Genomic DNA, 23,591 nt, shown 5'->3' with positions numbered 1-23,591 from the left:
ACGCACCCCCACCTGCGCCTCCACCCTCACCGCAGCCGACCGCAACGCCTCAGCAAGACTCGAACTCACATCGAAATCCCACACCACATCCTGCGCCGCATTCAATTCATCCAAACTCAAGTCAGCCATGACACGTCCTCCCCGCAGACACAGGACAACAACCACCGCCATGCTAGCTCGCGCCAAGGACATCCCACCTGACTCCAGCCCCGCCACTTTGGGGGGGGTCGGCTGGGACGGAGCGTCGAGACTCCAACCTCCTCTGGTACTTGAGCGGATCCCGGCCGGCGGGCGGCGGGGCGACCGGCCGGGACCCCGATCAGCCCCAGCCGAGTTCGTGGAGGCGGTCCTCGTCGATGCCGTGGAAGTGGCCGATCTCATGGACCAGGGTGATGGCGATCTCCTCGTACAGTTCGTCCTCGTCCTCGCACATCCTGGTCAGCGGGCCCCGGAACAACACGACGCGGTCCGGCAACGCGCCGAACCAGGAGGAGTCCCGCTCAGTGAGTGCCGTGCCCTCGTAGACCCCCAGTGTGTCGGAGCCGTCCTCGGGTTCGTCCTCCGTCACGATCACGACGTTGTCCAGACCATCGAGGATCTCGGTCGGCAGGTCCGCCAGGGCCTCCGTCACCAGCGCCTCGAAATCGTCCTCGCTGATCTCCACGCGCTCGATGATACGCACGTCGGCTTGGGGACAGGTGGCTTCATCTGGCAGAATGGCCCAGCACCTGTCGCTGGCGCCCTCTCAACCCGGCGAGCATGGTTGTCCTCGGCGGACCGCCCGCGTGCCCCACACGCGCGCGGCCAGTCACCCAACTCGTCTGGACCCAGACTTCACACACAGGAGAATCCACACCCGTGGCTACCAAGATTCGTCTGAAGCGACTCGGCAAGATCCGCTCGCCCCACTACCGCATCGTCGTGATGGACTCGCGCGCCAAGCGTGACGGCCAGGCGATCGAGGAGATCGGCATCTACCACCCCAAGAACGATCCCTCGGTCATCCGCGTCGACTCCGAGCGCGCCCAGTACTGGCTGTCCGTGGGCGCCCAGCCGACTGAGGCCGTCATCGCCATCCTGAAGCGTTCCGGCGACTGGCAGAAGTTCACCGGCGACACCAGCCCCTCCGGCATCGATCCGCAGCCTGAGCGTCGCGATCGTGAGGCCGAGTTCGCCAAGGCCCTCGCGGAGGACGGCGACGCCGTAGCGCCCGCCATCTCCAAGGCCCGCAAGAAGGCCGAGGAGGAGGCCGCCAAGAAGGCCGCCGAGGCTGAGACCGAGGCCGCCGCCGAGGAGCCCGCCGCCGACGAGGCCGCGGCTGACGAGGCCGCCGAGGCGTGAGCACCATGCTGGCCGACGCGCTTGAGCACCTCGTCGCCGGAATCGTCGCCAACCCGGACGACGTGACCGTTCGGGACAAGGACCTCCGGCGTGGCCGCCTCCTCGAGGTGAGGGTGAATCCCGAGGACGTCGGCAAGGTCATCGGCCGCCAGGGGCGCACCGCATCGGCGCTGCGCACCGTGGTGACGGCACTCGCCGGCAACGAACACGTCCGCGTCGACTTCGTGGATGTCGACCGACCGCGTCGCCGCTGAGTCACTGCCTTGGCCGATCTGGTTGAGGTGATCGTGGGTGTCGTGGGCAGGGCCCACGGCATCCGCGGTGACGTCCACGTCGATCTGCGTACCGACGAGCCCGGACGCCGGTTTCAGCCGGGGTCCGGGCTGCGTCTCATCTCGGGGCGGGTCCTCGAGATCGAACGGCTGCGGTGGGACCGGGGGCGCCTGCTCGTGTCCTTCGTCGGTTTCCCCGACCGGACCGCCGTCGAGACGCTGCGCGGGGAGAAACTCATGGTCCTCGTGTCGGCCGACGAGCAGCCCAGCGAACCGGAGGAGTACTTCGACCGCCAGCTGGTGGGCCTGCGGGTCCTCGATGCGGCAGGAGTGGACGTCGGCGTCGTCGTGGAGGTCCTCCATCTCCCCGCCCAGGACTGCCTCACGGTGCGTACCGACGGCGGGGACCGACTCGTGCCCTTCGTCAAGGCCCTCGTGCCCACCGTCGATCTGGAGCAGGGCCACGTGCGCCTCGCGGATGTCGGGGGGCTGCTGGAGGACGAGGGATGAGGATCGACGTCGTCACGATCTTCCCGGAGTACCTGGCGCCGCTGCGTCTCTCCCTCGTCGGCAAGGCGATCGAATCGGGGGTCATCGACCTCGCCGTCCACGATCTGCGCACCTGGACCCACGATCGACACCACACCACCGACGACACCCCCTACGGTGGGGGAGCAGGCATGGTGATGAAGCCCGAGCCCTGGGGCGAGGCCCTCGACGCCCTCGAACAGGAGCATCCCGCCCCCATGTGCGTCGTGGTACCCACCCCGACGGGGGTGCCGTTCAGCCAGGCCCTCGCCTACGATCTCGCCGCACGACCCCGGCTGGTCTTCGCCTGCGGGCGTTACGAGGGCATTGACCAACGGGTCCTCGATCACTGCGCGGCGCACTACGACCTGGTCGAGGTGAGCCTCGGCGACTACGTCCTCAACGGGGGAGAGGTGGCGGTGCTCGCCATCACCGAGGCCGTGGTGCGGTTGCTGCCCGGGGTGATCGGCAACCCCGACTCCCTCGTCGAGGAGTCCCACGCCCCGGGTCATCGCCTCCTGGAGTACCCGAACTACACCAAGCCCGCCGAGTGGCGTGGCCGTCAGGTGCCTGAGATCCTCCTCAGCGGCAACCACGGGGCGATCGCGCGGTGGCGCCGGGAGCAGGCCATGGATCGGACGCGTACCCGCCGCCCGGACCTGCTCGACGATCCCCTCGTGGAGGGGCGCTGAGGCGTCAATTTCGCACAGCGATTTTTGTCTAAATTGCCTTGAGATGGGGGATTTCGGCGTGTTTCCCGACACCCTGTAGTAAATTCCCCGCCCCCTGCGACGTCGCCCGGATCGGGGGGCTAGAGTGAGCCCGTGGCAACAACACTGACGACCCATCAGCGGGCGGTACGCTCCACGGTCACCCGGAAGGCCATCATGGCCGTCTCCGGTCTGATCATGATCGCGTTCCTGCTCGTGCACATGTACGGCAACCTCAAGATGTTCCTGGGCTACGAGGCCTTCGATCACTACGCGCACTGGCTGAAGGGGGCCTCCGACGACGGCGGGCTGTTGTACCCCGTCCTCCCGGCAGGCACCTTCATCTGGATCTTCCGCTTCGGGCTGCTCGCCGCGATCGCCCTGCACATCTGGTCCGCGGCGACCCTGTCCGCCAAGACGATCCGCAACCGCGGTGACAAGTACCAGGTGACGAAGCGTCGGGCCCAGACCTACTCCGCGCGCACCATGCGCTGGGGTGGTGTCATCATCCTGCTCTTCGTGATCTTCCACCTCATCCAGTTCACGATCGTCCCCGGCATCCTCGGCGGCAAGGCCGAGCATCCGCACACGATGGTGCTGGCGGGCTTCCAGCAGTGGTGGATCCTCGCGTTCTACGCCATCTGCATGGTGCTGATCTGCATGCACATCCGCCACGGCCTGTGGAGTGCCTTCGCCACCCTCGGGGCGAACCTCTCGGCTAACTCCCGCAAGTGGCTCAACATCATCGCGATCTTCGTGGCCGTGGTCCTGTACATCGGCTTCATGATCATGCCCTTGGCCGTTGCCTTCGGAATCCTGAAGTGAGTAGCACCATGACGACCACCAACGTTCCCAACATGTACTGGGCCGAAGGCGCTGACATCGCCGACAACAAGGCCCCCCAGGTCGAGATCGACAAGGTCTGGCAGACCCGCCAGTTCCAGGCGAAGCTCGTCAACCCCGCCAACCGTCGCAAGCTGAGCGTCATCATCGTCGGCACCGGCCTGGCGGGTGGCGCGGCGGCTGCGACGCTGGGTGAGGCCGGTTACAACGTCCTCAACTTCTGCTACCAGGACAGCCCGCGTCGTGCCCACTCGATCGCCGCCCAGGGCGGCATCAACGCGGCCAAGAACTACCGCAACGACAACGACTCCACCCACCGGCTGTTCTACGACACGGTCAAGGGCGGCGACTACCGTGCCCGTGAGACCAACGTCTACCGCCTGGCCGAGGTGTCCGCCAACATCATCGACCAGTGCGTGGCCCAGGGCGTCCCGTTCGCCCGCGAGTACGGCGGCCTCCTCGACACCCGCTCCTTCGGCGGCGTCCAGGTGCAGCGCACCTTCTACGCCCGCGGTCAGACGGGTCAGCAGCTCCTCATCGGCTGCTACCAGCAGCTGGAGCGTCAGGTCGAGGCCGGCACCGTCAAGATGTACCCGCGCCACGAGATGGTCGAGCTCATCGTCGTCGACGGTCGCGCCCGCGGCATCGTCACCCGCAACATGGTCAACGGCAAGGTGGAGGCCTGGACGGCCGACGCCGTGGTGCTGGCCACCGGCGGCTACGGCAACGTCTTCTTCCTGTCCACCAACGCGATGGGCTGCAACGTCACCGCCACGTGGCGTGCGCACCGCAAGGGCGCCTACTTCGGCAACCCCTGCTACACGCAGATCCACCCGACCTGCATCCCGGTGCACGGCGACACCCAGTCGAAGCTGACCCTCATGTCGGAGTCCCTCCGCAACGATGGCCGCATCTGGGTGCCGAAGAAGGCCGAGGACTGTGTCAAGGATCCCCGTCAGATCCCGGAGGAGGCGCGCGACTACTACCTGGAGCGCATCTACCCGGCGTTCGGCAACCTGGTTCCCCGCGACATCGCGTCCCGCCAGGCGAAGAACATGTGTGACGAGGGACGCGGCGTGGGTCCGGCGGTTGCCGAGAAGCAGGCGGACGGCACCACGAAGCAGGTGCGTCGTGGTGTCTACCTCGACTTCTCGGACGCCATCAACCGGATGGGCAAGGACGCCGTCGAGAAGAAGTACGGCAACCTCTTCGACATGTACCAGCAGATCACCGGTGAGAACCCCTACGAGGTGCCGATGCGCATCTACCCGGCGGTGCACTACACCATGGGTGGCCTGTGGGTCGACTACGACCTCCAGTCCTCCATCACCGGCCTGTACGTGTGCGGTGAGGCCAACTTCTCCGACCATGGTGCGAACCGCCTCGGCGCCTCCGCCCTCATGCAGGGCCTGGCCGACGGCTACTTCGTCCTGCCGAACACGATCAACGACTACCTCGCCGGGGCCCCCTTCGAGAAGCTCGCGGCCGATCACCCGGCCGTCGTCGAGGCCGTCACCTCCGCCAAGGACCGGATCAACCGGCTCCTCAGCATCCAGGGCACCCGCTCGGTCGACTCGTTCCACAAGGAACTGGGCCAGATCATGTGGGAGTACTGCGGCATGGAGCGGACCGAGGAGGGCCTCATCAAGGCCATCGGTCTCATCCGCAAGCTGCGCGAGGAGTACTGGAGCAACGTCCGGGTCACCGGCGTCAACGAGGACTTCAACCAGGCCCTCGAGCGTGCGGGCCGCGTCGCGGACTTCATGGAGCTCGGCGAGCTCATGTGCATCGACGCGCTGCACCGTCGTGAATCCTGCGGCGGCCACTTCCGGGCCGAGTCGCAGACCGAGGAGGGAGAGGCGCTGCGTCACGACGACGAGTTCCTCTACGTCGCGGCCTGGGAGTGGGGCGGTGAGGGCGCCAAGCCCGTGCTGCACCGCGAGCCCCTCGTCTACAAGGCAATCGAACTGAAGCAACGGAGTTACAAGTGAAGCTCAAGCTGCGCATCTGGCGCCAGGCCGGTCCCAACGCGACCGGCCAGATGGTCGACTACCACCTCGACGGGGTGTCCGAGGACATGTCCTTCCTCGAGATGTTGGACATGCTCAACGAGCAGCTCACCGCCGAGAACAAGGAGCCCGTGGCCTTCGATCACGACTGCCGTGAGGGCATCTGTGGCATGTGTGGTGTGGTGATCAACGGTGTCGCCCACGGCGGCTCCGCCACCACCACCTGCCAGCTCCACATGCGGTCCTTCGCCGACGGGGCCACGATCGAGATCGAGCCGTGGCGTGCGGGCGCGTTCCCGGTCATCAAGGACCTGGCCGTCGACCGCACCGCCCTGGACCGGATCATCGCCTCCGGCGGCTACATCTCGTCGAACACGGGTTCGGCCCCGGACGCCCACGCCACCCCCGCGCCGAAGCGCGAGGCCGACCGGGCCTTCGACAACGCCACCTGCATCGGTTGTGGTGCGTGTGTCGCGGCATGCCCGAACTCCTCGGGCATGCTCTTCACCGCGGCCAAGATCACCCACCTCGCGATGCTCCCGCAGGGCCAGCCCGAACGGTACCGTCGCGTCAAGGCGATGGTGGCCCAGCACGACGAGGAGGGCTTCGGCAACTGCACCAACATCGGTGAGTGCGCCGCGGTGTGCCCGAAGGGCATCCCGCTCGAGTCGATCTCCCAGCTGAACCGCGACCTCATCAAGTCGCTGTTCAAGGGCGACGGGAAGTAAGAGGGAACCCACCCGCTCCCTGCCACCCACGTGGGGCGTCCGGACATCCGGGCGCCCCACGTTGGCTTGTGCGGCCCGCGACTGGCATACTTGGGGGCTGCTGCCCGTGAGGGTGGCCCGTCGTGCTCCGGCTCCTGCCACAGGGGGATCGTCCGGGGCCGTTCGGAACCACAACTACCGCGGTGTCCTGTGGCACTGACGAGGAACATCATGACCAACCCGATCATCAAGGCCATCGACGAGGCCTCGCTCCGCACCGATGTGCCCGAGTTCCGTGCCGGTGACTCCGTGCGCGTGCACGTGCGAGTCATCGAGGGCAACCGCTCCCGTATCCAGGTCTTCGCCGGTGTCGTGATCGCCCGCAACGCCGGTGGCGTCCAGGAGGCCTTCACGGTCCGCAAGGTCAGCTTCGGCGTCGGCATCGAGCGCACCTTCCCGCTCCACAGCCCCATCATCGAGAAGATCGAGGTGGAGCGCCGCGGCGACGTGCGTCGCGCCAAGCTCTACTACCTGCGGGGTCTGCGCGGCAAGGCTGCGAAGATCAAGGAGAAGCGCGCCTGAGAGGGGATGCGCGGACAGGGGCACCGGGGTGACCGCAGTGGTTTCCGCCTCTCCGCGCTTCCCACATGCTCGTACCAGGCCCGCGCCGGTAGGGTGAGTCCCGACGGCGCGGGCCGTTTCGTTGTCTGAAGGAGTAACAGTGAGCGAGGCTGAGGAGACCGCCCCCGAAACGACCGCGGAGAAGCGACCGCGATCCCTCGGACGCAAGATCCTGGGGGCGGTGGGGGAGATCGGCGCCCTCCTGGCGGTTGCTCTCGTCATCATCATCGTGATGCGGAGCTTCATCGCGCAGATGTTCGTCATCCCCAGCGGCTCCATGGAGAACACGCTGCAGGTCGGCGATCGTGTCATCGTCTCCAAGATCGGCGGCTTCCAGCGGGGCGACGTCGTCGTCTTCGCCGATCCCGGCACCTGGCTGCCACCGTCGACGAAGGACACGAGCCCGGCCAAGCAGGTCCTCGAGTTCATCGGGATCCTCCCGAACTCCGGGGTCGAGTACCTCATCAAACGTGTCATCGGCATGCCCGGTGACCGGGTCAAGTGCTGCACCGAGGACGGTGCGGTGACCGTGAACGGAACCGCGATCGACGAGAGCAGCTATCTCTTCACCGAGAGCGGGGTCCAGGTGGTCCCCTCCAGCGTGACCTTCGACGTCGTGGTTCCCGAGGGACACCTGTTCGTCATGGGGGACCATCGCAACGCCTCGGCGGACTCCCGATGCCGGCTGCAGCAGGACGGAACCTCAGGCGTGAAGGGAGCGGCCGCCTTCGTCCCACGGGACAAGGTCGTGGGGGCCGCCGTCGCGATCGTCGCGCCGCTCGACCGACTCGCCACGTTCCGGGTGCCGGAGGTCTACGCCTCGGTTCCCGACCCGACGGAGCCGCCCCCCGCCGATCCCGTCATCCTGGAAGCCCCGCCGGGGTGTTGACCGGCGGCGGATACGAACAACTCCTCGCCGACTCCGGGCTGGCCCCCGTGGCCGGTGTCGACGAGGCCGGGCGTGGGGCCTGCGCGGGCCCACTCGTCGCGGCCGCGGTGATCCTCGATCCCGGGCGCCCCATTGCCGGTCTCGACGACTCCAAGGCCCTCACCGCGAGGAAACGGGAGGCCCTGTGCGAGCGGATCCTCGAGCAGGCCCTCGCCGTGTCGTGGGTCCGTGTGGAGGCGGCCGAGTGCGACGCGTTGGGCATGCATGAGGCGGACATCCAGGGGATGCGTCGGGCCGTCGCCCGACTGTCGGTGCGTCCCGCCTTCGTCCTGACCGACGGGTTCCCCGTCGATGGCCTGGGCATCCCGGGACTGGCGGTGTGGAAGGGCGACAAGGTGGCGGCGTGTGTGAGTGCCGCATCGATCGTCGCCAAGGTGACGCGGGACGCCATGATGGTGGCCCACGACGCGGAGTTCCCCGGCTACGGCCTGGCCGGCCACAAGGGTTACTGCACCCAGGCCCACATCAAGGCCCTGGCCGAGCTCGGACCGACGACGCTCCACCGCATGAGCTACTCGTGCGTCGCGGATGCGGCTAGAGTGGGCTCACCATGAGCGCAGAAGAGCTGGAGCAGTACGAGAGCAAGCTGGAGCTTGACCTCTACCACGAGTACAAGGACGTGGTCAGCATCTTCACCTATGCGGTGGAGACCGAACGTCGCTTCTACCTGTGCAACGCCGTCGACCTCAAGGTCCGCACCGAGGGTGGGGACGTCTACTACGAGGTGTCGATGGGCGACGCGTGGGTGTGGGACATGTACCGCCCGGCCCGCTTCGTGAAGTCGGCGAAGGTGCTCACCTTCCGTGACGTCTCCATCGAGGAGATCGCCCATTCGGACTTCCAGGTACCGGATCAGGGCTGACGCACCGGCAGGTGCTTCGCCCAGAAGGCCATGACCGCCTCGAAGCGCTGCCGCCGGTGCCACGGCGTACCCGAACGGGTCAGTTCGTGGTTCTCCCCGGGGAACACCAGCATCTCCGTTTCCACCCCCGCCTGCTTCAACAGCGCGTGGTACTGGAGTCCCTGATGGATGGGGCAACGCAGATCCTGCTCGGAGTGGATCACCAGCGTGGGGGTCCTCACCCGGTGGGCCAGGTTCATGGGTGATTGACGGTCCGCCTCGGCGTGGTCAGGGCTGGTGTACTGCTGGGGGAAGAACCAGCCGATGTCGGAGGAGCCGATGAAGCTCCAGGTGTCGAGGAAGGCACGTTCCACGATGGCAGCACGGAACCGGTGCTCGTGAGCGATGATCCAGGCGGTGAGGAAACCACCGTAGGAGCCGCCCATGATGCCGACCCGGTCGGCGTCGAGGGAGGCCTCGACCGTGAGGCAGTGGTCGAGGAAGGCGAGCACATCCTTGGCATCGAGGTTGCCCATGTCGCCCTTGATCGCCCTGCCGTGGTCGGTGCCGTAGCCCCAGGAGCCCCGGGGGTTGCACATCACCACGGCGTACCCTGCCGCCACGGCCACCTGGGCCTCGTCGAAGAAGGTCCGGCGGTAGGCGCTGTAGGGGCCGCCGTGGATCATGAGCAGCACGGGATGGGGTCCGGGACCGGCGGGGGTGAGCAGCCAGCCGTGCACGGGGTACCCGTCGGGGGCGGTGGCGTGCAGCTCCCGGGGTCGCGCGGCCCCGCCGAGAGCCGCGCCGAAATCGGTGAGCACCTCCCAGCGTCCCTCCCGGAGCACCGCCAGCTCGCCGGTGCTCGTGGCGCTCGTCACCGTCGCGACGACGACGTCACCGGCGGCGGCCACGGCCTCCACGTCCCAGGTGTCGTCCTCGATGGTGTGCGTGGCATCCGGGGAGACGATCACGGCACGTTGGGTGCCGCGGTGCGCGGTGGGAACGACGATCCTCCCCTCCGACATGGCGGCGAAGGGCCCCACCACGGTGAGATCCTCCAGCTGCCGGGAGGGTTCGTCAGCCAGCCACACCGTGGGGTGGTGGCCGACGAAGTCGATGCCGTCCCCCAGGTCCCCCGCCGCGAAGTACAGGCGGTCGCCCGACCGGCACGGGGAGTGGGTGTCCGTGGTCAGCTCCGGGGTGAGGCAGACCGGTTCGTGGCCCTGACGCAGGCGCCACAGGTCGCTGGCCAGCGTGTGATCGCCCCGGCGGTTCGCCGCCGCGATGACGGCGCCGTCCGCGTCGAGGATGGGGGTGGCCCAGTCGAGGTCGTCCTGGGTCATCCGGATGGCCTCGGGGAACTCCGAGCCCTCCTCGATGCCGTGGACCTCGCCCTGACCGCTCGGTGTGAGATGGGGTTCGTCCTCGGGATCCGGGAGCGTGACCGTGAACACCTGGGCCGGGCGGTCGCGGAACCACCCGAGCCCGTTGTGCCTGGTCTGGAACTGGCTGAAGGCCCGCGGGGATTCGTGGGCCGCGTCGATGTCCTCGACGGTGCCGTACCGTCCCTGCTCGGGGACCCGGGCGATGAACACCACACGGGACGAGTCATCCGAGAAGCTGAAGGAGGACACCCCCAAGGGCTGATCGGTGACCTGGACGGGCTCCCCTCCGGCCGCGGGGGCGACGAACAGCTGGGCCGGGGTGCCGGGATGGCGACGCAGAAAAGCCAACAGCCTCCCGTCGGGGGAGAAACGGGGTGAGGTGTCGTGATAGCCGCGGGTGATCCGCCGACACCGACCACCGTCGAGGGGGACGCGCCACAGCTGACCGACCTGGTCGTCGACCCTGAAGCTGGCGTGGGAAACGGCCACCACCGCATGATCCCCACTGGGATGGAGCGTGGGGCGGGACAGGATCGGCATGGCATCCAGTTGGTCGGGGCGCATGACCGACATGTTAGAGGGTGCGCGGACGGGCACATCCACTGTGGTCCCGGGAGTGTCCCCATGACCACCTGAGATTCCCGAGGTCAGTCCCGGATGATCTCATAGGCCTCGAGGGCTGCTCGACGGGACTCCGCGAGATCCACCACGGGGGTGATGCCACCCGGTTCCCGAAGCGACAGCCATCGTCCGATGTAGCGATTGTCCGGGTCATGCCGCCGGGCCTGCAGGTCCGGGTTGAACACCCGGAAGTACGGGGCTGCGTCAGCGCCGCACCCGGCCACCCACTGCCACTGGACCGGGTTGTTGGCCTCGTCGGCATCCACCAGGGTGTCCCAGAACCACTGCTCCCCGAGCCACCATGGTTGCAACATGTTCTTGGTGAGGAGTGATGCGGTGACCATACGGACGCGATTGTGCATCCAACCGGTGTGCCACAGCTCGAGCATGCCCGCATCGACCAGGTCGATGCCTGTGTGCCCCCGCTGCCAGGCACGCAGCAACTCCGGCGACTCCTGGTACGGGAAGTCCTCGAAACGCTGGCGCAGCGGGCGGTGCCGCAGATTCGGGACGTGGTAGGTCAGGTGCCAACAGAACTCCCGCCAGTACAACTGCCTGACCCAGGCCGTCACATCCTTCGATGGCAGGGATCGGCCCTGGGCCGCCAGGAGCAGTGTTCTGGGGGAGATCTCCCCAGACCTGAGATGGGGGGAGAGCCTGCTCGTCGAATCGGGGTCGGCGGGCAGGTCCCGACTCGTGGCGTAGGACCCCAGCCAGGTGTTCGTCCTGTCGAGTCGCTCCAGGGCAGCCAGTTCCCCCGGACACCAGTGCTGTTCCACGGTGTCACGCCACCACGGTGGGCTGTGGTCGAGCAGGCCCAGCTCGTCGAGGGAGCAGGTGACGCGGTCCGCCGCGAGGCGTGCCATGGCGTCACGGATTGCCGCGTCAGGCTCTGGCAGGAGTGAGGGAACGGCACGAAGTGGGCCCGTCGGAACCGCTGCTGCGGCTCGATGGAATGGCGTGAAGACGCTGTAATGACCGCCCGAGGCGGTGGAGACCAGCCAGGGTTCGACGAGCAGCGCTCCCGGATGGCTGTGGGCCCGGATCCCGCTCTGGAGGACGGCGCTCTTCACCATGGCATCCAAGGCTCTGGCGCCCGGGGCGTAGCGACGTGACCATCGCACGGTGGAGGCACCCAGCGCGTGGGCCACCCGGGGGACGATCTCGCGTGGATCCCCTCGGGTGAACAACAGGGGGATGCCGAGTTCGGCAAGTCGGGGCGCCAGTTCGGCCAGGCTGCGGTGGGTCCACCAGCGGCTGGCCGCCCCCAGCGGACGTGCCCCCAGCGGACGTGCCCCCAGCCCGGGTTCCGCCGAGTCCGGGAGTTGCTCCCGGATCCACAGGGCGACCACGCACCCATCGTGCGCCCTGGCGTCGTCGCTGGAGGCGCTCAGCGCCTCGTGATCGGTCAGCCTCAGGTCGTCGCGGAGCCACAGCAACGTCGTCATGGGTGTCCTCCCGGGTCGTTGCCGTGGCCGTGATCGCGTCCGGGGAAAGCGACGTGGGACGGGCAGCCGGGACGAGCGTCCCGGCGGAATGTCGGACGGCTCCCGGGTCTCACATCGGGTTCCGAATCACCTGGGCGGCCAGCCGGGCGGCCTGATGTCCGGAGGCCATGGCGCCGTCGGTGGAGGCATTGCCGAAGTGGTCCCCGCACGAGATGACAGCCCCGTTGCGTTCGACGCGTGGCCCTGCCGCTTCTCCCGGCAACACGGCGGGCAGGGTCCCCGGGATGTCCTGGGTCGCGATCATCCGCCATGGCCCCGTGTCGACGCCGAAGAGCTCGGAGAGGTGATGGCGGGTGTTCTCCTCGGTGGGGTCGTTGTCAGCGGTGAGCGTGAGTGCTGCCACGAGGTGTTGTCCATCCGGGGCGTACTCGGGAGCGAGATGACTGATGACGCAGCTGGTCACGACGGGGTGCCCGACGTCGGCTCGTTCCCGGCCGTCGATGTGAATGGCAGGGCTGTCACTGGGGGATTCACTGGTGCTGAACCAGAAGGTCCGGGTGCCTCGCATCGGCGGAGCGGGGTGGTTGGTGAGCGAACAGGTCGCCTCCGGGCCAGCGGCGACGATGACGATTCGGCAGGACAGCACCTCCCCGCCACGGGTTGTGACCCGTACCAGCCCGTCAGTCGGCTCGATGGTGGTGACGTGCTGTCCCGTTCGGACGTCGAGCCCTTCGGCCAGGAGACGCGGAAGGGTGCGCATGCCGCCGCTCGGAAGCCCGGGGGTGCCGGCGACGAAACGACCGATCAGCCAAGCCGTGTGGTGCCAGGACGTGCTCCCGTCCCGCTCACAGACGACACCCGAGAGGAAGGGATCGACGACCCTGCGGCGCAGGGGGCCGGTGAACCCGACACGGTCGAAGGCCTCCCCTCGGGTGCTGTCCACGCCCCGGAGCTGCATCAACAGGCGCACGGCCGCCAGATCCTGCTTCCCGAGGAGTCCCGATCTCAGCATCGCGGGTAGGGCCTGAGGGCGACGGGTCGGATCGACCAACTCGACGAGACCGTGGTCCGTACGCACCCGAACGGCCCGCGGGAATGGACGCATTCCCAGGCGTGACACGTCGATGCTCCGCCCGAGGTGCCGATAGGCAGGATTGAGGACCTGGAAGCCTCGATCCACGAGGAAGCCGTCCACCTCATCGGTGGTGATCCGGCCGCCGATGCGGTCACTGGCCTCCAGGACGGTGACGGTGTGCTCCAGGTCCCGAAGGCGGCGTGCCGCTGCGAGGCCTGCGACGCCGGCGCCGACGACGATGACGTCTGCGGTGAGGTCTGTCGTGTCCATGGTGTGCTCCCGAGGTGCGATCCGGTGGCCGGTGCACCGCGCCCTCCCGGATCCCTCGTGCCCGACGGGATCCTCGGGTGTGGTCGCCTCGACCCTGTTCCGAGAAGCATGCCAAACCTGACAGCGATCTGCACCAGCACCGGCTTCGACAGCTCCAAGGATGGCATGCCCCTGTTCACGGAACCGGCTGTGGAGAAGCGTTCTGGGGGACCTTTCCTGCCCTAGGAAGTGGCAGGAGGTCATCGTGAACGCAGTCACCGCACCACACGCACTGGGACGTCGCGGCGAGGAACTCGCCGTGCGTCACCTGGCCACCCTCGGGTGGCACATCCTCGACCGGAACTGGCGATGCCGGGACGGGGAACTGGACATCGTCGCCTTCGACCCGGAGGCAGACGCCCTGGTCTTCGTCGAGGTCAAGACCCGGGCCGGACTCGGTTTCGGCGACCCACTCGACGCCGTGACATGGCGCAAGCAGGGAAAGCTGCGGCAGCTCTGCCTGCTGTGGCTGGCGGAGCACGCGGTCCCGGCCCCGACGTTGCGGCTGGATGCCATCGGGGTGCTGCTCATCCCCGGGGAGGAGCCGCGGCTACGACACGTGAAGGGGATCGACGGATGTTGACCGCCTCAGCCTGGTCCGTGGCCCTCAACGGGATCGATGGTGAACCCGTCGAGGTGGAGGTGGCGCGGGGCGGTGGCCTGCCCCGGATCGCCCTCGTCGGCCTGCCGGACGCCGCTCTCTCCCAAGCCAAGGAGCGGGTCCGGGCAGCAGTGCTGGGAGCCGGCCTGGAGTGGCACTCGGGGCTCGTGACCATCAACCTGACACCGGCCAACCTCCCCAAGGCGGGGACCCATTACGACCTGGCCATCGCTGCGGCCCAGCTGGCCGTCACGGGGCAGGTGCCGGCCACGGCGACACGCCGCCACGTCTACTGGGGAGAACTGGGCCTGGACGGGCGCCTGCGGCGTGCCTCAGGGATCCTTCCCGCACTGTTCGCGGCCAGCAGGGCGGGCTTCGACTCCGCGTTCGTCCCCGCCTCCCAGGCCGCGGAGGCGGCCCTGGTGCCAGGCATCCGCAGCGTGCCCCTCTCGGACCTCGGGCAGTTGCAGGCGGTCCTGAGGGGAGAGATCCCTGAACCCGACCATCCATCCCCGGACCCCACGGAGGGGGCGGAGGAGAGCCCCGTGAAGGATTTCCGCGACGTGCACGGTCACGCGGAGGGGCGCTGGGTCATGGAGGTGGCCGCTGCGGGTCGACACCATGTGCTTCTCCACGGCGCCCCCGGGGTCGGCAAGACGATGCTGGCCGCAAGACTCCCCAGCATCCTCCCGCCGCTGGACAACGACGAGGCCGTCGAGGTCTCGGCCCTTCATTCGTTGGCCGGTGAGGACCTGAGCTCGGGGCTCCTGCTCCGACCGCCCTACGCGGACCCGCACCATTCGTCGAGCGCGGCGGCCATCATCGGAGGAGGTGCCCGTGTGGTGCGCCCAGGGGCGATCTCGCTCGCCCATCGAGGCGTGCTGTTCCTCGACGAGGCCCCGGAGTTCGGGGCCCGGATCCTGGACAGTCTCCGGACCCCGCTCGAATGCGGCTGGGTCACCATCGGCAGGGCGAGCGGGCAGGTCCGGTACCCGGCCAGTTTCCAGCTGGTACTGGCGGCCAACCCGTGTCCCTGTGGCTTCGCCGGGGTGGTGGGCAAGGAGTGCACGTGCGCCCCGGTGACGGTGCGGCGGTACCAGGAACGGCTCACCGGGCCGGTGATGGACCGCATCGACATCCGGCACCAGATGCTGCCCATCCGGCAGAGCATCGTCTCCACCGAAGGACCTCCCCCGGAGGGCAGCGCGACGATCGCTGAACGGGTCGCGGCGGCCCGGGATCGACAACGACGCCGGCTGGCCGGCACCCCGTGGCGCACCAACGGCGAGGTCCCCGGCCCCTTCATCAGGAGGGAGCTTCCGCTCCCAGAGGACGTTGCCCCGCTCGAGCGGGCCCTCGCCCGGGGACAGCTCAGCGCCCGCGGGGTGGACAAGGTGTTGCGGCTGGCCTGGACGGTGGCCGACCTTGCGGAGGAGGAGGTCATTTCCGCCACCTCACTGCGCATCGCCATGGCGATGCGGCAGGGAACGCTCGGGAGCGCGGTCTGATGGACGAGGAAAGACTGGCACGCATGGGGCTGTGCGCTCTCAACCACGTGGCGGATCCGAGACTGGCTCAACTCATCAGGAGCCACGGACCCGAGGAGGTGTGGCACGCGGTGCGGGCGCAGGGGGAGACCACCGCGTTGGGACGTCGCGCCCGGACGGTGGAGCCGCAGGTCCTGGCGGAGGAGACGGCCCGCTGCGGAGCGCGTTTCCTCATCCCAGGCGATGAGCAGTGGCCCCGGGAGTTCGCGGCGCTCGGCGACGCGTGCGTGGGGGAGATGGGAGGTGAACCCATCGGGGTCTGGGTGACCGGGAGTGCCGAGGGCCACCTTCCGGGACGATCCGTCGCGATCGTCGGCGCCCGGGCCGCAACCGGCTACGGGCTCCACGTCGCCGAGGAACTGGCGGCGGGACTTGCCGATGCAGGGTGGTGTGTCATCTCCGGGATGGCGTTCGGGATCGACGCGGCGGCCCACCGTGCGGCCCTCGCCGTCGGCGGGAGCTCAGCGGCTGTCATGGCCACGGGCATCGACAGGACCTACCCCACCACCCATGAGCGGCTTCGGCGGCAGATCGAGGGCCGGGGAACGGTGTGGACGGAGCTCCCGCCCGGGCAGCAACCGGTTCGGGGAACCTTCCTGGCGCGCAACCGGATCATCGCCGCCCTGGCGGTCGGGACCATCGTCGTGGAGGCGGGGGCAAGGTCGGGGGCACGGAACACGGCGGCCTGGGCGGGGGAGATGTGCCGGATCCTCATGGCGGTCCCGGGACCCGTCACCTCCTCGATGTCCATGGCGACCCACCACATGATCCGGGATGGGTCCGCGTCGCTCGTCACCTGCGTCGATGACGTCCTCGCCCTGTTGGAGCCCCTCGGCAGTGTCGCCGAACCACTGCTGCGGGGACCGGCTGAGCCGTTGGAGACACTTCCGCCGCAGCTCAGGGCCGTCCGTGAGGCCATGCCGACCCGCGGGGTGGCCGGGGCGGAATGGTTGTCCGCTGCCACGGGCCTGGCGGTCCCGGTGGTGCTGGCGGCGGTGGCGGAACTGGTGGAACGGGGTTGGGTGGTCGAGTCGGAGGGGGGATGGAGTCTGCCGCGACGGCCTGGGTGACCCCGACGAGACTCAGCGTGACGAGGAGGGCGGGCGCGTAGACCCAGTCGCCGTGCTCCTCCACGGTCTCGAGGTCGATGAACCACATGTTGCTCCGCACGGCTGCACCGAAGACGAGGAAGGTGATGGCGAATCCCGCGCTCGCCAGGTACAGCAGGATGCGTGAGTCCCGGGGGAGCAGGCGGGACTCCTCGTGGGTGAACTCACCGTCGGTCAGCAGACGCCACATCAAGCCGATCAGGAGGGCGGCCACAGCGGAGGCACCGAACAGTGCGGCCAGCGGATCGTCGAGGAAGAAACGGAAGTCCCCCAGTGTCTGGGCGGCGGCCACACCCAGCAACAGGGCCGCGCTGCGGGGGCGCCATTGGCCGTCGGCCAGGACCCACACCGTCGCGGCGACGAGGGCGAGGTGCAGCCACACCGCGATCGCGGTCGGGGTGATGGACAGATGGAGGTCGACGGGCACCACGGCGGCTGCCAGGCTGAAGGCCTGCAGGATGACGAAGGTGGCGGCGAGGGCCCCGACCTGCCAGATTCCCCGTCGCCGCGCCATCCTGACGCCAAGGCCCACCAGCACCAGTCCGGCGAGCACCCTGAAGAGGCGGGTGAACCAGTCGAGGTTGCCGAGTTCCGTGAGCCGGGTCAGCCATGGGGGAGCGGTGGTGCCCGTCAGCGTCATGACCAGCGTGGCCACCGTGGCGTAGGAGGGGAGGAGGAGGCCGAGGCCCGAGGCCAGGACGAGGAGATAGCTCACCGCCGTGAAGGGCTCGATGAGGGTGACCGGGCCCCCGGCCGGTCCCCGGGAGGCCAGCCCCTGAAGTCCGCGCCAGGCCAGCCAGGAGCCCAGCACCGCGATGGCGGCCCACAGCAGTGACGGCAGGAAGTGGTCGGGGGGTTCGGCGAGTGCGTCGGAGAGGATGGACCAGCTGCGCCACAGCAACAGGCCGACGAGGAGGCCGATGAGCCAGCGAGGGGCGCCCCGGGTCGTCAGGGCCGTCCCCGTGGCCAGGCCGATCTGGGCGGACAACTGCGTCAGGGTGGCGCCCGCCACGGTGAGGCTCGGGACGGCCAGGATGAGGACCAGCTGGAGCTGGCCCCCCAGGAGGGTGGGACGAAGGTCGCCATGACCGAGGGACAGCCAGGACATCGTCCCTTGCAGCGGCAACGTGGTGCTGACGAAGGTCAGGAGGGCCACCGTCATGAACTCCCAGGTCCTGAACCCCGGGCGACGGGGCAGGAACAGCAGCAGCCCGAACAGGACGACACCGCCCAGCGAGGCCCAGAACAGCCACGAACCCCTCGACACCGGCATCAGCAGCAGGCAGCCGGCGAGCTGATGGGCCAGAGCGAGGAGTTTCAGGGGCCACCCCACCCTCAATGCCGCCGTGTTGAGCAGGGTCAGACAGAACCACAGTCCGACGGCGATGAGCGGCATGGTCGCGGCGGGCATGTGGATGCCGGGCCAGACCTCGACGAGATCCGTGCCGGCTCGGAGGAAAGGGGTGGCCAGGACGGTGCCGGCACCGATCAGGAGGAGGGCGGCCATGACGCCGCCGAGCAGCCGTAGGGTGGGATGCCAATGGGAGGGCCGAACCAGTCCGCTCTCGAGGGGGCGCACGAGGGCCGAGTTCCACACGATCCGGAGGGTCTCGATCATCGCGTCCCCCTCAGGAAGCCGTCCGATCCGAGGCTCACCACACCCCTGTCCGTGACCCCGAGTCGGGCCTCGCCGTCGCCCGGGAGCGTCTGCATGCGCCACGAGTCGACGAGGTTCCCGGTGGCGTCGAACACCTCGAGGCGCTTCCTCGTCAACGCGGCGAGGACCTGTCCGTCACTCGCGACATCCACGAACTCGCCCGCCTCGGTCCACAGGGGGACGATCCTCCCACCATCGACGGAGTAGCCACGCAACCCTTGCGTGGTGCGGGCCACGAGGACCCCCGCCACGTCGAAACCTGCCCGCAGGGTGTCCTGCGGGGGCAGGGATGCCGTGCTGAGACGCTGCCCGTTGGGGTTGAGCAGTTCGATCCGGGACAGCCCGAGGGCGACGACCCTCCCGGCCACGCAGGCCAGGTCCGTCGTGGGCTCCGGCAGGTCGACCTCCCAGTCCCCGCCACCGTCGTCGCCGTCGAGCCCCACGACGCCCTCCGCCGTCGCGACCACCGCGTGCTCCCCGCACCAGATGGGTGCCGCCCGGGGCGGATCATCCAGGAAGGTCTCCCAGATGACGTTGCCGGTGTGCGCGTCGAGGACCGTGATCGTGGAGGTCGCGTCCTGCACGAGGATCCTGTCGCCGGAGAAGGCCGGTTCGACGGGGACGACCTCCGCCAGTCGACGTTGCCAGCGTCGCCGCCCCTGCAGGTCGTGGGCCACCAACGCCGGGGTGGTGGTCGTCGTGAGGACGAGATCCCCTCGCCGGCCCAGGGTGAGCACGTCCCCGCCGGGATGGGCCCGGAACGAGGCGTCGGGCAGCCGGGAGAAGATGAGGTCCTCGCTGGATCCGTGGGCCAGGACCAGGAGGTCCCCGCGGCCCACCGGGGCGAGACCGGTGTGCCAGATGAGCGGTGCGGGCGGGGTGAGCGGGTCCGAGAAGTGGGTCCAGGACGCGGGGTTCCACGCGATGTCGTCCGACAGATCCAGGGGCGGGAGGGTGGACCGGCCGCCGGGCTGGGGAACCACCCCTCGTCCCGGGCACCAGGTCTCCTCCCGGTCCTCCTGATGATCCCCCGTGGTGAGCGTGCCCGTGACGACGAGGCATCCGGATTCCCGCTGGTGATCGTCCTCAGGGGTGTCTGCCCGTGCCTGCCACTGCCAGGCGGATTCCCCGGTCCCGTCCACGAAGCGGAGGGTCCCACTGGAACTCCACGTGTCCCCGGGGCGGGGATCGGCGGGGAGTTCCAGCAGAGGAGGGGAGAAGAGATGGACCTCACCGTCATCGGTCATGGAGAGGGTGCGTTCGATCCGGCCCTCCCGCAACAGGCGCAACACCGTGCCGTGGGAGACGACGGCTCCCTCCGTCCGGGTGGTGAACTGCAGCCACCAGTTCGCGGCGAGGACGTCCTTGAACTCGGGCAGGCTGAGCACCGCCCACTCGGGCCCACTCTCCGCCATGGGTGCGCCGCGGGTGATCGCGTGATCGTGGGTGACCCACGCCTCCCCCTCCCGATGGGCCGAGGCGACACCGTCCTGCGGCGCGAAGGGGGACTGACCGGGTTCCCGGTGGGGCCAGCTCAGGTGGACGGTCGCGGCGGAGATCCCGACGATGCCAGCCATGGCCAGCACCCCCGGGACCCCCACGCCGTGACGTCTCATGAAGGGGAGGCTACGGCAGTCGCCACTGCACCTGCCGCCCGACGGTCCCCCACAGCAGCGTGGGCTGTTCCTGGAGGTCCTTGATCCGGGACGCCACGGAGGCACGACGGGCGGCCAGCCCCAGCCTGCTCGCCGTCTGCCGGTGCAGTTCGTTCGAGGTGAAGTCGTCGATCGAGTCGAGGGATCGTTCCAGCCTCGCCACCTCGACGTCGCGCAGCGCATCGATCCGGGCGGCGTACCACTGCGATGCCAGCACGGAGTCGCGGGAGAAGGTCTCCCGGAACGGGGCGTCGTCGAGGGTGAGCCCGTCCGCGGTGTGGCCGTTCGCCATGATCTCGAGCAGCGCTCGGATCGGGGGAACGGCCAGCGCGATGGTGCCGTCCTCGATGTAGCTTCGCGCCACCCGCCGGTGGGTCGTCGAGATCGTGCGGACCGAGTCGGCGAAGACCTGCGGATCCTGCAGCTCCGGGCGGAGCATCTCGGGGGTGAACACGGCGTGCGGGTGGAGGAAGATCCGGCCGAAGTACTTCGTCGCGAACTTCTCCGTCATCCGGTACCCCAGCCGCGAGGCGAGGATCAGCTCCCCGTCGATCTCGTAGTCCTCGATGCGTTCCAGGCAGCCGTCGGCGATGAGGTTCCCGGCGTCCCGCTCCGTGGGGCTCATCCTGGAGAACACCTCGGGCACGAGCAGCGAGATGTCATGGTCGACGCGCACGTGCGGTCCGACGACCCCGGCGCTGGACAACCAGCCGTCGTAGCCCGTCAGGGCGAAGGAGAGGAAGGCCGCGTTGAGGTCGTAGACGGCGGGCAGGGCATTGAACGGACCCTTGGTCATCGCTCCCTCGGAGCCGGCACCCGTGGTGGAGGGCGACTTGCCCGTCATGGAGCTGATGAACTCCATGAACAGCTCGGGGAGTTCCATGAAGTGCAGGGGGGAGTACGCACACAGCGGCGGCACGCCCTCCTCGGCCGCATTGTTGCGTCGACCGGCCGCGACGACGTCCACCGCCAGCTTCAACGGTCGGGTCATCGGGAGTTTGCGTTGCAGCCGTGCCGCCAGTTCGGCGAGGGCTGAGCGTTCCGGGGCCGCCACGTCCGGGCGCACCTGCAGGTACCTGGGGTTCTTGGAGCGTTTGCCGCCGACCAGCCGGGTGTGGGCGGAGCTGACGACCCAGGCGGGGGAGGACTCCTCCTGCGAGGCGAACCGGCGCAGCAGGTCCTGCATGGGTGCGGAGAACTGACTGAACTCGACGGCGTTGTCGACCATCGCGCGCACGGCACGCTGGTCGAGGGGCTCGAAGTTCGACAGGAACGTCCCCGGTTGGGCGATGTCCAGCTCGGCCTGCTTGTCGTAGCCGCGATGCTTCGCGTCGTCGGGTCGCTGGAACAGGAGGTTCTCGCAGTTCTTGACGAACTTGCGTGAGGTGGGGGCCCCGGCTGCGTCCGGGGGCACCACGATGCTGGCGGTGATGTCGTCCTCCGTCTGGATCTTGGCGGCGGGGTGGAAGTCGTGTCGCAGTCCGAACAGCCGCCAGGAACCGTCGGGCGCGAATCCCACCCGGAGCATGTTGACGTGGATCTTCTCACCGTCGAGGCGCAGGGAACTGCCCTTGCGGCCGTTGATGATGCCCACGGTGAAGTGGCTGGCCCAGTCCTCACCCCATTCGGGCCGGTAGAAGCGTTTGACGACGAAGACGAGTTCCTTGACGTGGTGGGGGATGCTCTCCAACCAGACGTTGTACTCGTCGGTGTAGTCCGAGGAGGGGGAGAGGAGTTTGATGACCGAACCGACCGACCGCTGGTCGGAGAGGACGGCGCGCTGGTCGCTGCCCATCAGGGCAGGGTCGCGGAACCGGGTGGAGTAGTCCCGCTCGAGGATCGCCGCGACCGCGGACATGTCCTCGTCGAAGTCCCTCACGTAGGCGTTGCCGGTGATGAAGGCATCCGTGATGGCCTTGGAGATCTCCGACTTGCCGCCCCCGGAGACCGTGGCCGGTTTGTGGCAGTGGGTGGTGACGGGCGCGGTCCCGATGAGCGTCCACTGGGCCCCGTCGCTGGCCAGGTGCTGCAACTGGACGAGGTAGCCGTCGGGCCCGACGTAGGTGCGGTCGGCGCGCAGGGGGATCCGGCCGGGGATCCCGTCGACCTCCCAGGTCACCTGCTGGGTGCGCAGGCTGTACGTGGAGCCCTGGGGCACCAGGACCACCGACGGGTTCTCCCGGTCGACGGCGTGGCCCTCCGGCTGCGGGATGAAGCGTTGTGGGTCGCGGGCGATGACGTCGGCGAGGGTGTAGCTGGGGTCGGCGTAGTTGTCGGTGAACTGCTGCCCGAGGTTGTAGCGGGGGAAGCAGATGGCGCCCCCGGCATGCTCCTCCTCGACGAGGCCGAGGAGGTTCGCGGCGTAACTGATCTGCGCCTTGACCTCCTTCTTGCAGTACCCGAAGTAGTTGTCGGCGATGACCGTGACGATGACCCCGCGCTCGTCCCTGGCGCACACCTTGAAGGCCTGGCCGTCGTTGTACAGCTCGTCGGGGCTGCTCCAGCACATCCCGTCCCGGCGTTGACGTTCGGTGGCGTCCTTCTCGTGGGGCAGGCCCAGCTCCTTCTTGGTGAGCCGAGTCAGGTGGGGGGCCAGGATCACGGCTCCCGTGTGGCCGGTCCAGGCGCGGGGCATGAGAGAGGCGTCGTTCTCCGGAAGGTAGGGGTCACCGCCGTTGCCGAAGATCCCCTCCACGAAGTCGAGGTTCGCCACGAGGGTGCCGGGAGCGAAGAAACGGATCTCCAGGCTCCGTTCCCTGAACTGACCGGGGACCTCGGGCACCACGACGGGGCGCAGCAACAGCGACACCCACGCCCTCGCCGGCTCCTCCTGGCCCGTCGTGTAGGGCAGGGCCATGGTGCGGGGCGGGGGGTTGAAGGCGTGTTCGAGGAGACGACCGTAGACCTCACGCGGTACCGCCAGCTTGTCGTCCTGGATCGGCAGCCCACCCTCCGCGATGTGGAAGACCCCCTTGGTGGTGCGTCGATCGTTCACGGGGTTGTGCAGGATCCCGTTGGCGAGGCGGTAGCTGCTGAGGTAGTCGGAGGTGAAGGTGTCCCCGTTGAGGGGAAGGGACAGCGTCCTCGCCAAGCCCGCCTGATCGAGGACGAGGGTCTGACGTGGCAGCTGCGGGCTCGTCCCCGTCCCCTCGAGGTAGGAGTCGAGGAAGGCCTGGATGCGGCCGTCCACGGCGGGAAGCCGATGCGACAGGCGTCTGTTGAACTCCCGCTGACGGGCCAGCAGCGGTCGGACCAGCTCGGCTGCGGTCTCGTCCCAGGTGGAGCTGGGTACCGGGAGGTCCAGGAGACGGAGGCGTAGGTTGATGGCGGCGATGTCAGCGGCGGAGGTCATGCCACAACTAT

20 protein-coding genes are annotated in these 23,591 nt (G+C 68.6%); 14 read left to right on the top strand and 6 right to left on the bottom strand.

All coding sequences use genetic code 11. The features are described from left to right. Positions 1 to 319 precede the first annotated feature (319 nt). Positions 320 to 664: a metallopeptidase family protein gene (locus EII35_RS11545; RefSeq protein WP_125228622.1), complete on the bottom strand. Its 345-nt coding sequence runs from the start codon at positions 662 to 664 to the stop codon at positions 320 to 322. Between the two features lie 194 nt (positions 665 to 858). Between EII35_RS11545 and rpsP the strand changes: the two genes are divergently transcribed. The 11 genes from rpsP (at position 859) to EII35_RS11490 (ending at position 8,842) form a co-directional block, all read left to right on the top strand. Next, on the top strand, positions 859 to 1,341 hold the full coding sequence (gene rpsP / locus EII35_RS11540) for a 30S ribosomal protein S16 (RefSeq protein WP_125228621.1): 483 nt from the start codon (positions 859 to 861) through the stop codon (positions 1,339 to 1,341). A gap of 5 nt (positions 1,342 to 1,346) precedes the next feature. Next, positions 1,347 to 1,595 (top strand): RNA-binding protein, encoded by a 249-nt coding sequence (locus tag EII35_RS11535; RefSeq protein ID WP_125228623.1) that lies wholly within the window; start codon positions 1,347 to 1,349, stop codon positions 1,593 to 1,595. A 9-nt stretch (positions 1,596 to 1,604) separates the two neighbouring features. Beyond that, entirely contained in the window at positions 1,605 to 2,123 is a 519-nt protein-coding gene (gene rimM, locus EII35_RS11530; RefSeq protein ID WP_125228620.1) for a ribosome maturation factor RimM, read from the top strand. Continuing rightward, positions 2,120 to 2,833, top strand: a complete 714-nt coding sequence (trmD, locus tag EII35_RS11525) for a tRNA (guanosine(37)-N1)-methyltransferase TrmD (protein ID WP_125228619.1) — start codon at positions 2,120 to 2,122, stop codon at positions 2,831 to 2,833. Before rimM ends, trmD begins: the two co-directional genes overlap by 4 nt. A gap of 132 nt (positions 2,834 to 2,965) precedes the next feature. After that, entirely contained in the window at positions 2,966 to 3,676 is a 711-nt protein-coding gene (locus EII35_RS11520; protein ID WP_125228618.1) for a succinate dehydrogenase cytochrome b subunit, read from the top strand. Then, positions 3,673 to 5,685, top strand: a complete 2,013-nt coding sequence (locus EII35_RS11515) for a fumarate reductase/succinate dehydrogenase flavoprotein subunit (RefSeq protein WP_125228617.1) — start codon at positions 3,673 to 3,675, stop codon at positions 5,683 to 5,685. Before EII35_RS11520 ends, EII35_RS11515 begins: the two co-directional genes overlap by 4 nt. Further along, on the top strand, positions 5,682 to 6,431 hold the full coding sequence (locus tag EII35_RS11510; RefSeq protein ID WP_125228616.1) for a succinate dehydrogenase/fumarate reductase iron-sulfur subunit: 750 nt from the start codon (positions 5,682 to 5,684) through the stop codon (positions 6,429 to 6,431). The genes EII35_RS11515 and EII35_RS11510 overlap by 4 nt, the downstream gene beginning before the upstream one ends. Positions 6,432 to 6,641: 210 nt before the next feature. After that, positions 6,642 to 6,992, top strand: coding sequence for a 50S ribosomal protein L19 (gene rplS / locus EII35_RS11505; protein ID WP_125228615.1), 351 nt, complete (start codon positions 6,642 to 6,644; stop codon positions 6,990 to 6,992). Positions 6,993 to 7,131: 139 nt separating this feature from the next. Beyond that, positions 7,132 to 7,920, top strand: a complete 789-nt coding sequence (gene lepB, locus EII35_RS16545) for a signal peptidase I (RefSeq protein ID WP_125228614.1) — start codon at positions 7,132 to 7,134, stop codon at positions 7,918 to 7,920. Beyond that, complete coding sequence (locus tag EII35_RS11495; protein ID WP_395858246.1) at positions 7,917 to 8,534, top strand: ribonuclease HII; 618 nt, start codon at positions 7,917 to 7,919, stop codon at positions 8,532 to 8,534. Before lepB ends, EII35_RS11495 begins: the two co-directional genes overlap by 4 nt. Continuing rightward, positions 8,531 to 8,842, top strand: a complete 312-nt coding sequence (locus EII35_RS11490; RefSeq protein WP_125228612.1) for a DUF2469 domain-containing protein — start codon at positions 8,531 to 8,533, stop codon at positions 8,840 to 8,842. The genes EII35_RS11495 and EII35_RS11490 overlap by 4 nt, the downstream gene beginning before the upstream one ends. Here EII35_RS11490 and EII35_RS11485 read toward each other — a convergent pair. The 3 genes from EII35_RS11485 to EII35_RS11475 form a co-directional block, all read right to left on the bottom strand. Beyond that, positions 8,833 to 10,770: an alpha/beta hydrolase family protein gene (locus tag EII35_RS11485; protein WP_125228611.1), complete on the bottom strand. Its 1,938-nt coding sequence runs from the start codon at positions 10,768 to 10,770 to the stop codon at positions 8,833 to 8,835. The two genes, EII35_RS11490 and EII35_RS11485, sit on opposite strands and share 10 nt — an antisense overlap. A gap of 83 nt (positions 10,771 to 10,853) precedes the next feature. After that, a complete protein-coding gene (locus EII35_RS11480; RefSeq protein WP_125228610.1) occupies positions 10,854 to 12,275 on the bottom strand; it encodes a cryptochrome/photolyase family protein in 1,422 nt (473 codons plus the stop codon). A 109-nt stretch (positions 12,276 to 12,384) separates the two neighbouring features. Beyond that, the gene (locus tag EII35_RS11475) at positions 12,385 to 13,620 is read right to left on the bottom strand and encodes an NAD(P)/FAD-dependent oxidoreductase (protein ID WP_125228609.1); all 1,236 of its coding nucleotides are present in this window, start codon (positions 13,618 to 13,620) and stop codon (positions 12,385 to 12,387) included. 244 nt (positions 13,621 to 13,864) lie between these two features. Between EII35_RS11475 and EII35_RS11470 the strand changes: the two genes are divergently transcribed. From EII35_RS11470 to dprA, 3 genes are read left to right on the top strand one after another with little or no spacing between them, the layout of a single operon-like run. Continuing rightward, positions 13,865 to 14,242, top strand: coding sequence for a YraN family protein (locus EII35_RS11470; RefSeq protein ID WP_260465111.1), 378 nt, complete (start codon positions 13,865 to 13,867; stop codon positions 14,240 to 14,242). Further along, entirely contained in the window at positions 14,236 to 15,768 is a 1,533-nt protein-coding gene (locus EII35_RS11465; protein WP_125228607.1) for a YifB family Mg chelatase-like AAA ATPase, read from the top strand. The genes EII35_RS11470 and EII35_RS11465 overlap by 7 nt, the downstream gene beginning before the upstream one ends. After that, positions 15,768 to 16,877: a DNA-processing protein DprA gene (gene dprA, locus EII35_RS11460; protein WP_125228606.1), complete on the top strand. Its 1,110-nt coding sequence runs from the start codon at positions 15,768 to 15,770 to the stop codon at positions 16,875 to 16,877. The genes EII35_RS11465 and dprA overlap by 1 nt, the downstream gene beginning before the upstream one ends. 1,653 nt (positions 16,878 to 18,530) lie before the next feature. On the opposite strand, the gene EII35_RS11455 is transcribed toward dprA, so the two are convergent. Together EII35_RS11455 and EII35_RS11450 are read right to left on the bottom strand one after the other, a co-directional pair. Continuing rightward, a complete protein-coding gene (locus EII35_RS11455) occupies positions 18,531 to 20,189 on the bottom strand; it encodes an outer membrane protein assembly factor BamB family protein (protein WP_125228605.1) in 1,659 nt (552 codons plus the stop codon). A gap of 10 nt (positions 20,190 to 20,199) precedes the next feature. Then, positions 20,200 to 23,580, bottom strand: coding sequence for a hypothetical protein (locus EII35_RS11450; RefSeq protein WP_125228604.1), 3,381 nt, complete (start codon positions 23,578 to 23,580; stop codon positions 20,200 to 20,202). Between the last annotated feature and the right edge of the window lie 11 nt (positions 23,581 to 23,591).

The sequence above is a fragment of the Arachnia propionica genome (genome assembly GCF_003932785.1).
Lineage (GTDB): Bacteria > Actinomycetota > Actinomycetes > Propionibacteriales > Propionibacteriaceae > Arachnia > Arachnia propionica_B.
This window is presented reverse-complemented; position numbering and strand designations above follow the sequence as displayed.